Below are 15361 nucleotides of genomic sequence, written 5' to 3'. Positions count from 1 at the left end.
AACAAGATATTAAGTTTCTCGATCGCGAAACCCTAACAGGTATAAAATAGCATCCAATCCCATCGTTGAAATCGAATGCTCTGCCGATGCTTTGACTAAAGGTTTAGCTCGAAAAGCGATACCTAACCCAGCACGACTCAGCATCGGCAAATCATTTGCCCCGTCACCCACAGCAATGGTTTGCTCCAACGAAATGCCTTCTTTTTCTGCCAACTCTTTCAGCAATTCTGCTTTACGCTGGCCATCAACAATGTCCCCTGAAACCTTACCTGTTACCTTGCCATCGACAATTTCAAGCTCATTGGCATACACATAATCAATCCCAAGCTTGTTCTGTAAATAACGACCAAAGTAAGTAAAACCGCCTGACAATATCGCCGTTTTGTAACCTAGCTGACGCAACGTGCGAATTAGCCGCTCTGCACCTTCCGTTACAGGTAAACGCTCAGCAATATCAGCGAGCACTTTTTCATCGAGCCCCTTCAACAAAGCCATACGCTCAGTAAAACTTTGCTTAAAATCCAACTCACCTGCCATTGCCCGCTCGGTAATTGCTGACACCTGCTCTCCCACACCAGCCAATATCGCAAGCTCATCAATTACTTCGGTTTCAATCAGTGTAGAGTCCATATCAAAACAGACTAAGCGGCGGTTACGCCGGTAAACGTTATCTTCCTGAACAGCGACATCAATATCAAAGCGGGTGGACAACTCCATAAAATCCGCTCGCAGTTGCGTCATGTCACTGGCCTGACCTCGCGCCGAGAATTCGACACACGCCTTGGCATCTCGCTGACTAGAGTCCAGCGGAATGCGACCAGACAATCGGTTGATGTTATCGATATTTAAATTATGCCGGGCAACGACAGCTGTCACCTCGGCAATTTGAGCCGCTGTCAGTTTGCGCGCTAGCAAAGTAATAATGTGCCGCGTCTTTCCTTGCTGACTAACCCAATCAGAGTAACTTTCCTCGGAAATTGGTTGAAACCTAATCTGCATGTCCATTTCGTGGGCTCGGAACAACAGATCTTTCAATACAGGAGAGGAATCGTATTCACTCGGAATTTCAACCAATATTCCCAAGGTCAGACGGTCGTGGATAACAGCCTGTCCGATATCCAAGATGTTTGCATGGTAGGTTGCCAAAATACTTGTAATGGCGGAGGTCACACCAGGCCGATCATGGCCAGAGACGGTGATCAATAGAGGTTCGTTCACAAGAATTACCGCTTGGATAACAATCAAATAGGCCGCGAGGTTAGCATAATTTACGAATAATGTGGTGTATCACTTCCGAGGCTTTTACGGCCCTAAGCTTTTGACACTATAATGCCGGGCTACTTTGACGCGACAGGAAAGTCATGAACACCAGGAAACAACTTTTTTTGCATCACCGGTGGTTGCCCTCCATTGTCATCACACTGGTTGCGCTAGTTGTAAGCGTTGGATGCAATTGGTGGGTCGCTCCGCAAATAGACAAGATGCATCATGATTACGGTCAAAATATCGCTGAGCTCGCGGCAAGCCGCGCGTTCGAGCCGAGCCTAGAACAGGACCTAGTCAGCCTACAGGTAATTGTTCAAGATGTAGTCGCCGCCCCAACGATCATCAATGCCACCATTCATGATGTCGAGAACAACCTTTTGGTTCAAGCTGGTAAACGCAGCCTGAACGTCACTCAATCACAGGTCCAGATCGTTACAACACCCATTACCGCTCATGACAGTGTGACGGGTTATATCTCGATAAGCATAAACAGTAACCAGCTATTTTTTACCTTAAGTTTCGCCCTCGCTACGGCTATCGTCGCCGCCGTTGCCATCGGGCTAATGTTGCTACAACGCTCCGTGCAAACAACACCCCCACCAAGTACCTCTTCGAAACCATCCACTGCCACCCACAGTGCGACTATCCCAATCGTTAACGTCGAACCGGAGCCTACAGCCAGCACCAATGATGCGGTGACAGAAACCGGCGCTCTTGGAGGCGCCGGACGGGAGCCGCAAGTGGAACTATTCATTTACTTCCATAATTTAAGGCAGCTTCATGGTCAACTAAACCACTCCTCCCTGCGAACAGTCACCGAGCGTTTTGAAATTCATCTACGCGATATTATGACGCTTTACTCAGGCAAATTAGCCAGCATCAACGCTGACTACGCCTGTTTACAATTTACCAATACGGCCAGTGTAGAAGCGGTATTTAGCGCGCTATGCAGCGGGCACCTATTACTAGAGTTAAACAAACAACTCAGTCAATTTCAGCTGCACTTTTCTTGTTTAGTCGTGCCACGCGACAGCGCCACCAAACAGCTGCGCAACTTGCCATACAACTTACTCAGCTTTGATGAGTGGCTGACGTTGTTACACAACACTGCTGCTGGCTCGTTGTTGATTGACGATAGTTTATTGGCAGAGGACTTGAACTTAGCGCCGCGCCTACATTCAAATGAGTTAACACACCACGCAGACGTATCGGTGGTAACCGGTTTTACATCACCCTATTGCATGTTACTTGATAAGCAACTTTCACAACTGCGGAAGCACACCAACTAAAATGGCAACACTCCCCTCCAAGGTAACCATCGTCGACGTCGGCCCACGGGACGGCTTGCAAAATGAGTCGAACGTTATCGACAAGGCAACAAAAATTGAATTGATTCATCGCTTAGCAGACGCTGGTCTATCAAAAATTGAGGCCGGCAGCTTCGTTAATCCGTCTCGGGTACCGCAGATGGCTGGCAGTGAGGAAATTTTTAGAACACTGTCCGAATCAGAGACAATGGGTATCACCTACACCGCGCTTACACCCAACTTGAAAGGGCTGCAGCGCGCACTCAGCGTTGGCGTCAGCGAAGTCGCGGTTTTTGCCGCGGCGAGCGAAACATTTTCGTTGCGCAATATTAATTGCAGTATTAGCGAAAGTTTACAGCGCTTTGAAGACGTCTGCGCCACAGCGCTCAAGCAAGGGGTTGCTGTACGTGGCTATATCTCCTGTGCGCTAGGTTGCCCGTTCGAAAACGAGGTGGATTACCATCGCGTCAATGAAATTTCTCTAGCATTACTCGAAATGGGTTGTTTCGAGGTCTGCTTAACCGACGCCATCGGCGTCGCAACACCGAAGCGAGTTGAAGAATTACTCAGTATTGTGACGACCTCGATCAGCACCGATAAACTCGCACTTCATTTTCATAATACTTACGGCCAAGCACTCGCCAATACCTATGCAGGGCTGCAAGCAGGAATCTCAACCTTCGATACATCCATCGCCGGGCTTGGTGGCTGTCCGTTCGCGCCCGGCGCGACCGGCAACGTCTCCACAGAAGACATGGTCTATATGCTGAACGATTTAGGGATCGAACACGGCATCGATATCGACAAACTAGTCGCAACCGGCAGCTGGATTTCTGCTCAGCTTGGTAAAGCCTACGCGTCCAATGCAGGAAATGCTCTTCTCTCCAAACTAAAACGCAGTGAGTAATCAATGACTAATTCACATAGCTCACGTCAACACACATGACTGACAACAAATCCAACCAGGCCGACACTCACTGGCGCTACAAAATCATCTATTACTGTCAGCAAGATCCGCGTTTAATAGTAAGAGCAAAAATTCGTTGGCTTGGCTGGTCAATCAACCTTGCCCACCGGACTAGCTACCTATTGGCGCTGGCGCTCGTTCTAGCAGCCCTTGTCCCTGCAATTTCTGCACTGAAAGATAATAGCGGTCCGAGCCTTCATGAGTCACTGATGTTATCGCTACTTTTTGTGGTGGCTATTCTATTTTCTGCCTATCGCGTAGGACGAAAATCAGAAAACTAATAACTGCCGCTATAATTCGACATAGCGACATTGCAGCAAAGGCGCTACACTAACTCCACACCTGACAATTTTTTTGTTACACTTCACTCGTTCTCCAACTCACCTATATTTTATTGACTAAGGCGGTAAAGCACACATGCGCAAGACGAAGATAATTTGCACCATTGGCCCTGCAACAGACAGCCTGAGCAAATTAACCGAACTTCATGAAGCCGGCATGAGCGTAGTCAGGCTCAATATGTCGCACGGTGATCACGAATCTCACCTCAAAGTCATGAAAGCCATCCGTACACTCAATAAAAAAGTCTCTCCTCCTGTGCCTATTTTACTAGACACCCAGGGGCCGGAGATTCGCACGGGTAATCTAAGCAGTGACCTAAACCTAAGTGATGGCGATGTTATATCCATCGTTGCTCGCGGTGTCGCCAACGTTGAAGAGACTTCGATCCCGATTAATTACGATGACTTAATTACTGACGTCAATATTGGTGATCGTATTACAGTCGATAACGGCTTAATCAACCTCGAAGTCTTAAGTAAAGAAGAACGCACAATGCGTTGCCGCGTGATTGACGGTGGGGTTTTAAAAAGCAAACGCCATGTTAATTTGCCTGGGATCCGCGTAAACCTACCTGCAATCACCGACAAAGATCGCCAAGATATTCAATTTGGTATCGATCAAGAAGTGGATTACATCGCTCTTTCTTTTGTTCGTGAAGCAAAGGATATTCGTGAGCTGCGCGAGTTTCTCGGGCCAAAAGCCAACAAGATTAAAATCATTGCCAAAATTGAAGACCAGGAAGGCGTGCGCAATATCGAAGATATTATTCGAGAAGCTGATGGCATAATGGTGGCGCGAGGCGATTTAGGAGTTGAAGTCCACATTCACGACCTGCCCAATATCCAGCGCAACATCGTTCGACGCTGCCACGAGCTTGGAAAGCGCGTTATTGTCGCAACACACTTGCTGGAGTCGATGATCGAAAACCCCATACCTACGCGCGCTGAAGTCACGGACGTCGCCAATGCTGTCTATGAAGGCGTTGATGCAATTATGCTCTCCGGCGAAACCTCGGTAGGGAAGTACCCCATCAAGTGCGTAGAGTTTTTAGATGAAATTGCGCAGTCCGCAGAGAAGAACCTAGGCTTGAGTTTTGAACGGAACTTGATAAAAGACACCGATAAACAGCATATTGCAACGGCCGCTACAGAACTAGCAGATTCACTGAATGCCGTGGGTATCATCGTGATCACGCGCCGCGGCTTGATGGCAAATTATCTCACTAATAGCCGCCCCAATGCTCCTATTTTGGCATTTACAAACGACTCTCGTACTCGGCGGCAGCTCGCGCTCAACCGCAACACGATTTGCTTCCGCATTCATTTCTCCAGTGTCCCAGAAAAGACCTTAGATAAAGCCTTTGAGATATTACTCGAGCGGGGTGGCTACAAAGAGGGCGATAAAGTGGTGGTGGTTTCCGACATCATCAGTGGCGCAGGAGTCGATGCGATTCAACTGCGACAGCTAGGCAAAGTCGCCGAAGCCATCGTGGAGCCCGCGGCCCACGACAATTAAGGGTCAATTACGACACGCTGCCTCGGTAAGCGCCTAGCGCGATAGGGTCTCGATGTTTGACTGCCCATGCAGGAGTCAAGAGACGCCGAGGCAAAGTAAACACTTGCTTACATTACTCCCCAGCAAAACCTAAATGTGACCCAGCTCACAAGTGTAGTGTTAGATTTGTGCTTTAATCAAACGCCGTTCCAATCAAGGCAGTATATGAGCGAACACACAGGCACCGCCGTTACCGGCAAGGAATTACGATTAAGGAGACAAGTACATTTTTTAAGCCGTGACGAAGCAGAGTACCCTCAGCTCACCCGCCTCTGTTTAGATTTCGATTTTCATGTGCTGCTAGTCGACAACTTTGCAGAGCCTAATATCCAGCAGTACATTTTAAGCCGAACCGCACCCCAGGTTGCCATTAACCCAATCACTCCCGCATTTCCCTCACTCCAGTCGCTAGAACGCTATACCAATGCAAAGGTTCTCGACATTCTCAAGCAAACCGTCTTTAGCTCAGACAGTTAACTGCATCAGACAATCTGGTTAAGCCCCTCAGTGTAAAGTCAGTGGATTATGCAACTCTTGGGAACCAATGGTGAAAGTGCTACTCTTAGAACCAGCTTATTCGTCAACTAAATTAATCGCTACACCCCACATGCACGCGACCTCTACACTACTAAAAGCCATCGCAACCAGTCTCTGCTGGCTACTACTCACGACGCAAGCGTTTGCCGGAAAACCGCTAGTTGAGGGTGATGACGCACCTGACTGGATATTAAACACTCCGACACAAGAAAGCTTATCGCTCTATCGAGACAGCGCGGACAGTAAAGCGGTTATTTTATTTTGGGCTACCTGGTGCCCATATTGTGAAGCCCTCATGCCCGAGCTCCAAGCCTTAAAAAATGAGCTCGATGGCCAGAGTATCGATTTTTATGCCTTAAATATTTGGGAAGACGCCGACCCCATCGCCTACATGCAGCGCAAAGGCTACACCTTTAAGCTATTGTTGGATGCCGACAAGATCGCCAAACGTTACCACGTTCGCGGCACACCCGGCTTATTTGTCGTCGACGAGAATAAAAAGGTGATATACGCCCGCAAGAAAGGCACATCACCTCAGGAGAGTATAGAGTTCGTTCGCACAGCCTTATCGAAATAGACACGGCGCCACGAAGAGAGCGGCTTAAGGCTGGGCAAGCAAATCTTCGAATTCTTTTAGCAAATCAAGTGGCTCGATTTCAGCGCCACTGAGCTCATCATCCCAGTTCACACCCACTAGAAATACATCTTCATGCATACCAGGCAACCATTCCTCCAGGAATTCTTCCAGGGACACGGGTACAACCTGATAGTCCGCCCACTCATCTCTGCAATGGTCTTTGGCGTACTCAGGTTGCGACCAAAACGGTATAACATCGGTAGAGGTATACTTATCGGAGGGGCATAAAGCCCAGCCGTCTGGTCCTTCTAGCCCCCAAATACACCCAAGCTCAATGGCATCTGCAAAAAATGCACTTAGGTTTTCTTCCGGGTCATCACTCAGTGGTTGCACAGCTTACTCCTAGAGAATCTTTACTGCGCTGCATTATACGTTAGCCCCGACTAGCGATATAGTTTCGCCAACCACCAAGAGACGTAATATCTTCAGCACCGTCTAGCCCATAGGCCTCGCAAATAAAGCCTGGCTCCCAACGCCCATCCACCAGCTGCACTTTGCCGATACCCAATGGAGCAGGAATCTCGCTCACAAATGATCCAAATGCAGACAACGGCAGCGACCACACTTCCACTTCGATAGTTTGACCCGACTCATCATCTCTCGACATACCTGGTCGAAACGGGGGGCCGCCCGGTAATGCAAATAGCCGGTAAGCCTCTGCAGATTGCGTCACCTCCACCAAATAACCACCTCGTTCGAGTAGTTGCCAATTGAGCGGAAGTCCAGATAGGTGCGCTCCACAAACCACTACATTCACACGATCTTGAGGTACACCCACATTATTATTCGAGCTCAATGCTAACCCTGTCGCCCCCAAAGGCAGCGCAAGTTGGTGCTGGACCTGTGCGGCCAACGACAGTAAACGCTTATCCGACATCGCTTGATGAAAAAATGTGATACCAAAGCCGACATTATTCTCGTACTGGCCTGTCGGCACTGCCACCGCCGCATAATCCAACAGGTTCATAAAATTGGTGTAATAACCGAGATTAGAATTTAACTGTATCGGGTCGGCTAATACGTCTGCGATAGAATAATGTGTACCGATAGTGGGTGTAACCACAGCATCAACTTTATCGAGTTCTAACGCGGCGAGCCGCGCGAAAGTTTCGAGTTGATATTGTGCAGAAAACGCCTCCGTCGCTGTGCGCGTTCCGCCGGGCTCGACAATTTGCCGAATAACCGGTAATAGTTTATCAGGCGATTCGTCAATGAGTGGTTGCAGAGCTAAGTAGCGCTCGGTCACCCAAGGGCCCTCATACAAGAGTTTTGCCGCTTGAATAAACGGGGAAAAATCAATGGCAACCATGTCATGGCCGAGTGCCTGCAGCGCTTCGCAACTTTTATGAAATAATGTTTCCGCTTCAGAGTTACCGAAAAACTCAAGCTGATCCGCTTGGGGAACACCAATCTGTAATCGCGGCACATTCGCATTAAAATACCGCGAACCATTTGCGTAGGAATTCTTTCGTGCATAGGGTTCAGTTTCATCAAACCTACTGGCAACATCGAACACTTGGTTCGCATCACTCGCGGTCAATGCAAAAATACTGACGCTATCAATACTTTTACAAGCGGGTACCACACCTCGATTACTCAGCAAGCCACAGCTTGGCTTTAAGCCAACGATATTATTAAGCGCCGCAGGAACACGACCGGAGCCGGCGGTATCCGTTCCCAGTGAAAAACTAACCCACCCTTTTGCGACTGCCACAGCCGAGCCAGAACTCGAGCCGCCGGATATAACCGTATTGTTTAGCGCATTTTTACAAGGTCCCCACGGTTCCGGAGAGCGCACGCCGACGAGTCCTGTAGCAAACTGATCCATGTTAGTTTTGCCCAAGGGGATTGCACCCGCTCGAATTAGCGCATCTACCACGAAAGCAGACTCTTTTGGTGTGTAAGTAAAATCCGCACAAGCGGCAGTGGTAGGCACGCCTGCTAGGTCAATATTGTCTTTAATAGCAAATGGCACTCCCCACAAAGGCAACGCATTACGCTGTGCTTTATCCATCGCCTCTAACGCGACTAAGTATGGTTCCAACTGCGCTGCATCAAGTTGTGTTATCCATACCGGGTTATCGACTTCGCTATTCATGGTGTCGCATAAAAACTCAATCAGCTCACGCGGTGTAAAATCACCTCGATCATAATGTGCTCGCAAGCCATCCAGAGTAATATTTAATAATTGCCACTGCATTAAGTGTTCTCCAAAATCATAACGGATTGTCCCGCTTGCACTGCTTGGCCTTGCTGTCGCAATATTTTTTTCACGACACCGCTATCGGGCGCATACAGCTCTATTTCCATTTTCATTGACTCAAGGATGCAAACCACATCACCCTCAGACACTTTTTCGCCCTCTTCAACACGCCACTGCCAAATGCTACCGGCGACGCTACTATCAACAAACTGTGAATTCTCCGGTAATTCAATCGTATCGCTAGCCGGTTCGCTTTCCTGGATACTAGAAAAATTAATTTGTCCCGAGTCAACCCAGCGCTGCAGCTCCTCTGCAAACGCCTGTTCTCGGTGTTCAGTAAATAGTTCAATACTTTTTTGATTATCAGATAAAAACGTCTCGTAGTCGTTAAGTGAAAACTCGGTTTCTACAATATCAATTGGATATTGGCCACGGGGAAAGTCTGAACGAATCTGTGTCAACTCATCAGCGGTGACTTCGTAAAACTGAATCTGATCAAAAAACCGTAGCAGCCAAGGTTTCGTGAATTCATGGGTTTTGCGATAGCGGTTCCACATTTGTAATGTGCGGCCAACAAACTGGTAACCTCCTGGCCCCTCCATACCGTACACACATAAATACGAACCACCAATGCCGACTGAGTTTTCTGCAGTCCACGTTCTTGCTGGATTATATTTTGTCGTGACAAGCCTATGGCGCGGATCCAAAGGCGTTGCTACAGGTGCACCGAGATAAACATCACCAAGCCCCATAACCACGTAGCTTGCAGAAAATACAATGTTTTTGACCTCTTCGATTGAACTCAAACCGTTAATACGACGAATAAATTCGATATTGCTCGGGCACCACGGTGCATCTTTTCGCACCGACTGCCTATATTTCTCTATCGCCTGGCGGCAAGCCTCATCATCCCAACTCAGGGGTAATCTCACGATACGAGAAGGAACTTTCAAGTCCTTAAGCGACTGGAGCTTTTGCTCTGCATTTTTCAACAGGAAGAGCAATTTATCCAATGGCAGAAGATGATTGTCATAATGAATTTGGAGCGATCGAATTCCGGGAGTCAACTCCAAGACGCCTGAAATATTTTGTTCTTGCAACGACAACATTAAGGCGTGTGCGCGGAAACGAAGCGAGATATCTAGTACCAGCGGCCCGTACTCGACCAACAAATACTTGTCTCCAGCCTGACGATAGACAACCGGTGTTTCAACATGATCGCCATCTATCTGATCAACGATTGGCGACAATGATCGCCAATCGTTGAAATCGACTGGTATAGCGTTGTGTGATAACGCCAATTGACTATCACCCGTAGCGGTTTGAATATATTGCTGCTGCGCCACCTCGATTTCTTTGGCTTGCTGTTGTGTTACCGGTACAAATTTAATTTTTGCACCAGCCTTCAGCTGTCCTAGCTTCCAAAGGTCAGCGGCAATGACAGTAACCGGGCAAACAAAGCCGCCAAGCGAAGGGCCGTCAGGACCAAGGATAACCGGCATATCTCCAGTAAAATCAACCGTACCAACAGCATAGGCGTTGTCATGGATGTTTGAGGGGTGCATGCCCGCTTCGCCCCCCGTTTCCCGGGCCCACTCAGGCTTTGGCCCTACCAGTCGCACACCCGTGCGGCTGGAGTTGTAATGCACTTCCCACTCGCTTGAGAACAAGTTGTCGATATCATTACGTGTAAAAAAATCTGGCGCACCATGAGGACCATACAACACGCGCACCTGCCAGTTATCACTGACAGTGGGTTGTTTATCGACTGTCAAATAATTTTCCGAGGGCGCTTTGAATACAGGAGAAACATGCAATACATCACCAGTGCGTAGCGCTCTACCACTGAAACCGCCAAATTGGCCTAAGGTAAATGTCGATTGCGAGCCTAAATAATCATTCCCTTCTACACCTCCCGCAACTAACAGGTAGGCTCTCGCACCATCCTTTTTGACTCTGCCCACATCCAGCACATCACCCGGCGTAGTGTGGTACACGCGATAAAACTCAACTGCTTTCTGATTGAGCGTCGCGTCCATCACTGCGCCTGTTAATATAAACGACGTTGCATGGTTAAATTGCAATTTCGGACCGGTTAGCGTTATTTCCAAACCGGCACAATTTCCATCATTTCCTAATAGATTATTCCCCAATTGAAACGCCAATGAGTCAAATGGCCCCGAAGGCGGAACTCCCACATCCCAGTAACCCGTGCGTCCTGGGTAATCTTGAATCGTTGTCATCGTGCCAGGCGCCAACACATCAATTGTGCTGGGGAGGTAGGCAAAGTCATTCAAAAAACGTGTGAAAATTTCTCCGCGCTTAAATACATCAGTACAAAGAACATCGCTGACGTAGCCACTATTTGTTTCCACGCCCTGAATAGTTATACCGCGCAAAGCACCTTGTAGTTTTGCAATCGCTGCATCGCGAGTATCGGACCAAACAATCACTTTGGCCAACATCGGGTCAAAGAAAGGTGACACCTCTACACCGGGCTCCACCCAGTGGTCTATGCGTAGCGGATGTCGCCCGTCAACAGTTTCGTCAATTATCGGAAAAGACACGGAACCCAGTAATCCAGCTGAAGGTTGAAAGTTTTTTGCAGGGTTTTCTGCGTAAATTCGTGTTTGAATAGACCAACCTTTAGGTGTCAGTCCGTCTCGCTCTTGTTGAAGATTCGGTAGATTATTCGATGCCAATCGCAGCATCCATTCAACCAAGTCAACACCAAATACTTCCTCTGTCACACCGTGCTCAACTTGAAGTCTGGTGTTCACTTCAAGAAAATAAAACGCCTGGGTCGCTTGATCAAAAATAAATTCAACAGTGCCGGCATTGCGATAATCCACAGCCTCCAGCAATCGCCTCGAGGCGGTGGCTAGCTCACGGCGAACCTCATCTGTTAAATTTGGCGCAGGACACTCTTCGATAACTTTCTGGTGACGCCGCTGGGCAGAGCAGTCCCTCTCTCCTAGCGTTACCACCCTACCCTGTCCATCACCAAAAGCTTGCACCTCAATATGCCGTGCTCGCTCAATATATTTCTCGACAAATACGCCATCATTTGAAAAATTGTTTGCACTTAAGCGCTTAACCGAATCAAAAGCTTTACACAGCTCTGCTTCTGACTGGCAAATTTGCATGCCGATACCGCCGCCACCGGCAGTACTTTTAAGCATCACGGGGTAACCAATGCTTGCAGCACTAGTGATTGCTTCATCGAGATCCGTTAAGAGATTACTACCGGGCAACAAGGGCACTTGATTTTCTTGTGCTAACGCACGCGCGGAATGTTTTAGCCCAAAGACATTAATCTGCTCAGCAGTGGGCCCTATAAATACAACGCCTGCGACATTACATCGCTCTACGAAAGTTGGGTTCTCGCTGAGAAAACCGTAGCCAGGATGAATAGCTTGCGCACCAGTGTCTTTAGCAATTTGCAACACTTTATCTTGATTAAGGTAGGTATCAGCCGCTGCACCGCTCCCGAGACAATACGCCTCATCAGCCTGGGTGACGTGAAGAGAATCGATATCCGCTTCGGCATAAACGGCAACGCTATCGATACCTAACTTACGGAGTGTTCGAATTATTCGAACTGCAATAGCCCCACGATTTGCAATCAGTACTTTTGAAAACATGCTTATCACATTAGCTTTGCGGGCCGTCCCGCCATGTTGACACGCTACTCAGGACGTCCCGAGCGCGGCGCATACTCGCGCGTATAAGAGGACTAAAAACTTACGCCAACGTTTATGACCAAACCAATACTTCTATAGGTGTTGGATTATAGCCATTGCATGGGTTATTCAGCTGCGGGCAATTGGAAATAAGCACAATGGTATCCATGAGTGCTTTTAGCTCGACGTACTTTCCAGGCGCAGAAATTCCATCTTCAAAAGTAAGCCCGCCCTCAGCCGTTACTGGCACATTCATAAAAAAATTTATGTTGTGCGCGATATCTGTTTTACTTAGCCCATATTCTTCATGCTCGGCTATCGCCAACATCCAGCTATCACGGCAAGCGTGCATACAGCGCTTTTCAAGATCGTAGCGAACCGTATTGCTCTCAGTAGCGCATGCACCACCAAGGGTATCGTGCCGACCGCAGGTATCAGCGACTATCTCCAGCAATGGATTTTCTAAATTCGTTCTTAAAATTGAACCGGTTGTTAAATAAATATTCCCCTGCATACGTATGGTATCCATTGCACTATAACGCTCAGCAGGATTATCAGCTCTGAAAAATAATGTATCTGCAGCCTGATTCCCCTCAATATCGAGAATTCGAATCACATCACCGGAATTTATAGTTTTAATAAAGTAGTCGCCAGCATCGACGATTTGCCTAAAACTCGCGTCTTCTGTTTTCAATTGGCTTTCAACTAACATCACTGAGACTCCATTCCGAAATGATACAATGCGTTGTTCTCAAAGCCACGTTGATTTTCTGGTCTGAAGTTTTTACAAAAATCATCATTTTCTATCGGCGCGGCTTTTTCTAACAGTATGTCAACGGGCTTCTCTGGGTAAGCTGTTGAAATATTCAGTGGATGAGGGCAAGTATGCAATAAGACCAGCGTATCCATTTCAAATCGCAACACCACCTCGTCACCGGCCTTACTTTGGTTAGCTAATATCAAATTACCTTTGTCATCTGCTCTTACACAGCTAAACCAATTGATATTGGATGCCATATCTCTGGCCGACAAATTATATTTGGTTAACTCGACTAAAAACGCATCGTAACCGTTTTGGTGCCACGCATTACTGTCTTTTTGATAGTCTCGCTTGCCCCAACGCTCCTCAACCAATGTTGCATGACTATTACCACACACTGACTCATGCCACCCAAATGAATCGTCTACCACCGAGCAAAATATACGCCCCATATCGGAATATAAACAATTCCCCTTGCTCAATTTGAACGTATGCTGACACTTTAATGTATCGGGGGCATTATACTTTTCAGTTAGCATTGTAGGATTGAAGAAGAGCATGCCGACATTTGCGCCACCTTGAAGGTCTCGAAGAGTCATCTGTACTCCCCGCCTAATCACAAGCGACCAATGTGACCCACCGGCTATTGTCGTTTTATATGTTTCCATTATTTTCACTTTGTTCAAGTTCTACGTTAAATACACCTTTCGTTTCGCTCAAGATGTTCCAGTTTTTCTCTCCCCAGGCTCCCCAATCGGAGGCAACGGATGAACCTGAGGAATAATCGCTGTGCTTAGCAAAAGCCTACCCGTGATAACCCCTCGCAGAGAGGTCATTTGATTGGCGATATCCTTTAGCTTCCCTCCAGGCCCTTGCACCAATACTACAGACATCGTGCGCGATTCTGTCAGATTAACATTTAGACTACTGATGACTTCATCTATGTATTTGTAGTGTATTTCTGCAAGCTGTTTTTGTAAGTTTGGGACAGAGTGATCAAACACTATATTGATTGTACCCGCCATAACGTTGTTGCCCTCATCCTGTTGATGCTGACTGAGTTGTTGATGAATCATGTCAACAATGAGTTGCGAACGACTATCGCAACTCCTATCGGCTACCATTTTATCCAAGTCCCGTAACAAAGCCTCAGGTAAAGACACGCTGATTCGGCTAATTTTTTCTTTAACAGATTCCATTATTTCAGGCCACATATTGAACTAAACGTCGTAAAAATTCGCAAACCTCTACCGCGCCATGCCCGAATTTTCACTGCTCCACTGCCTAAATTCATCGCGAACCACCGTCGCCATGAATTGATTTATCTTGTCTAAATCCACTAGCGATTTTGCGCCATCAATACTACGATATTCATAACCATCCGGCCCGAACTCTGGTGTCACGCTGGTTATGGAACGAGTTTTCTGAATACCCGCCCACAATACTCGCCATGTATTGAGGTGCGAACGCAACATGGTTCGATACTCGCCTTTTTCAGGATCAGGTACCTGTGGTCCTTGATCGTATCCAACTCGCGCATGAATGTGATATGCGTTGTCGGCTAAGCTAGCAATTAATGATTCCTCGGTACTCTGCAAACCTTCGCAAACCACCCACCAATGACTGATATCGAAAGTGAGTTTTATTTCGGGTATCTCTTTGACGATAGCCGCCGTCGCCCACGGGCTAAACAAACTACGGCCGCGATGCGTTTCGAAACTAATAGCTAAGTGATTCTCTGCCGCAATCGACATTGCTCGCGTAAAGAATTCGACAGACTGCTCAAGTGACCACGCATCGCACCCGCCTAAACACGTAACAAATTCGGGCTTTAAGTCTGATAGACTATCAAGATTTTTCTTTAAATCATTTAGGTGCGCTTCAACATTGCAGCGCCGATCGGGAACATAACTACCCGTAGTGGCTATTTCCGCAATATATTTCAGACCATGGTGCTTCAGTGACGATGTAAACTTTTCGATTTCTTCAACGTTGTGCGGGATCGAGGCTTCAACACCATCATAGCCCTGGGATTTTGCAACAAAGGTGCTCTCCGCCGCTGAAGAGGTACACCCCCAAAGTGTTTTGTAGCATTCCAATTCCAC

14 protein-coding genes are annotated in these 15361 nt (G+C 47.6%); 6 read left to right on the top strand and 8 right to left on the bottom strand.

Annotated features, from left to right (window positions below):
- Positions 1-9: 9 nt before the first annotated feature.
- A complete protein-coding gene (gene serB, locus ACZ5NB_RS03210) occupies positions 10-1218 on the bottom strand; it encodes a phosphoserine phosphatase SerB (RefSeq protein ID WP_460231415.1) in 1209 nt (402 codons plus the stop codon).
- A gap of 143 nt (positions 1219-1361) precedes the next feature.
- On the opposite strand from serB, the gene ACZ5NB_RS03205 reads away from it, so the two are divergent.
- The 6 genes from ACZ5NB_RS03205 (at position 1362) to ACZ5NB_RS03180 (ending at position 6550) form a co-directional block, all read left to right on the top strand.
- Positions 1362-2555 carry a hypothetical protein gene (locus ACZ5NB_RS03205; RefSeq protein WP_460231414.1) on the top strand — a complete coding sequence of 398 codons (1194 nt, stop codon included), beginning with the start codon at positions 1362-1364 and terminating at the stop codon, positions 2553-2555.
- A 1-nt stretch (position 2556) separates the two neighbouring features.
- Positions 2557-3480, top strand: coding sequence for a hydroxymethylglutaryl-CoA lyase (locus tag ACZ5NB_RS03200; protein ID WP_464107828.1), 924 nt, complete (start codon positions 2557-2559; stop codon positions 3478-3480).
- 35 nt (positions 3481-3515) lie between these two features.
- Positions 3516-3821, top strand: coding sequence for a hypothetical protein (locus tag ACZ5NB_RS03195; RefSeq protein ID WP_460231412.1), 306 nt, complete (start codon positions 3516-3518; stop codon positions 3819-3821).
- Positions 3822-3957: 136 nt separating this feature from the next.
- Positions 3958-5397, top strand: coding sequence for a pyruvate kinase (pyk, locus tag ACZ5NB_RS03190; RefSeq protein ID WP_460231411.1), 1440 nt, complete (start codon positions 3958-3960; stop codon positions 5395-5397).
- Positions 5398-5601: 204 nt separating this feature from the next.
- Positions 5602-5913 (top strand): hypothetical protein, encoded by a 312-nt coding sequence (locus ACZ5NB_RS03185; RefSeq protein ID WP_460231410.1) that lies wholly within the window; start codon positions 5602-5604, stop codon positions 5911-5913.
- Between the two features lie 130 nt (positions 5914-6043).
- Entirely contained in the window at positions 6044-6550 is a 507-nt protein-coding gene (locus ACZ5NB_RS03180) for a TlpA family protein disulfide reductase (protein ID WP_460231409.1), read from the top strand.
- Between the two features lie 24 nt (positions 6551-6574).
- Here the strand turns inward: ACZ5NB_RS03180 and ACZ5NB_RS03175 are convergent, their stop codons facing one another.
- The 7 genes from ACZ5NB_RS03175 to ACZ5NB_RS03145 all read right to left on the bottom strand — a co-directional run bounded on the left by ACZ5NB_RS03175 (position 6575) and on the right by ACZ5NB_RS03145 (position 15361).
- A complete protein-coding gene (locus ACZ5NB_RS03175; protein WP_460231408.1) occupies positions 6575-6943 on the bottom strand; it encodes a DUF2750 domain-containing protein in 369 nt (122 codons plus the stop codon).
- Between the two features lie 40 nt (positions 6944-6983).
- On the bottom strand, positions 6984-8810 hold the full coding sequence (atzF, locus tag ACZ5NB_RS03170; RefSeq protein WP_460231407.1) for an allophanate hydrolase: 1827 nt from the start codon (positions 8808-8810) through the stop codon (positions 6984-6986).
- Positions 8810-12457, bottom strand: a complete 3648-nt coding sequence (uca, locus tag ACZ5NB_RS03165; protein ID WP_460231406.1) for an urea carboxylase — start codon at positions 12455-12457, stop codon at positions 8810-8812. Before uca ends, atzF begins: the two co-directional genes overlap by 1 nt.
- Before the next feature lie 112 nt (positions 12458-12569).
- A complete protein-coding gene (locus ACZ5NB_RS03160) occupies positions 12570-13208 on the bottom strand; it encodes an urea amidolyase associated protein UAAP2 (protein ID WP_460232083.1) in 639 nt (212 codons plus the stop codon).
- Positions 13208-13924: an urea amidolyase associated protein UAAP1 gene (locus tag ACZ5NB_RS03155; RefSeq protein WP_460231405.1), complete on the bottom strand. Its 717-nt coding sequence runs from the start codon at positions 13922-13924 to the stop codon at positions 13208-13210. Before ACZ5NB_RS03155 ends, ACZ5NB_RS03160 begins: the two co-directional genes overlap by 1 nt.
- A gap of 48 nt (positions 13925-13972) precedes the next feature.
- Positions 13973-14455: a CopG family ribbon-helix-helix protein gene (locus ACZ5NB_RS03150; RefSeq protein ID WP_460231404.1), complete on the bottom strand. Its 483-nt coding sequence runs from the start codon at positions 14453-14455 to the stop codon at positions 13973-13975.
- Between the two features lie 48 nt (positions 14456-14503).
- A complete protein-coding gene (locus tag ACZ5NB_RS03145) occupies positions 14504-15361 on the bottom strand; it encodes a sugar phosphate isomerase/epimerase family protein (protein WP_460231403.1) in 858 nt (285 codons plus the stop codon).

This window comes from Aurantivibrio plasticivorans, assembly GCF_055392955.1.
The sequence above is the reverse complement of the archived record's forward strand: the minus strand, read 5'-3'. Positions and strand labels throughout refer to the sequence as shown.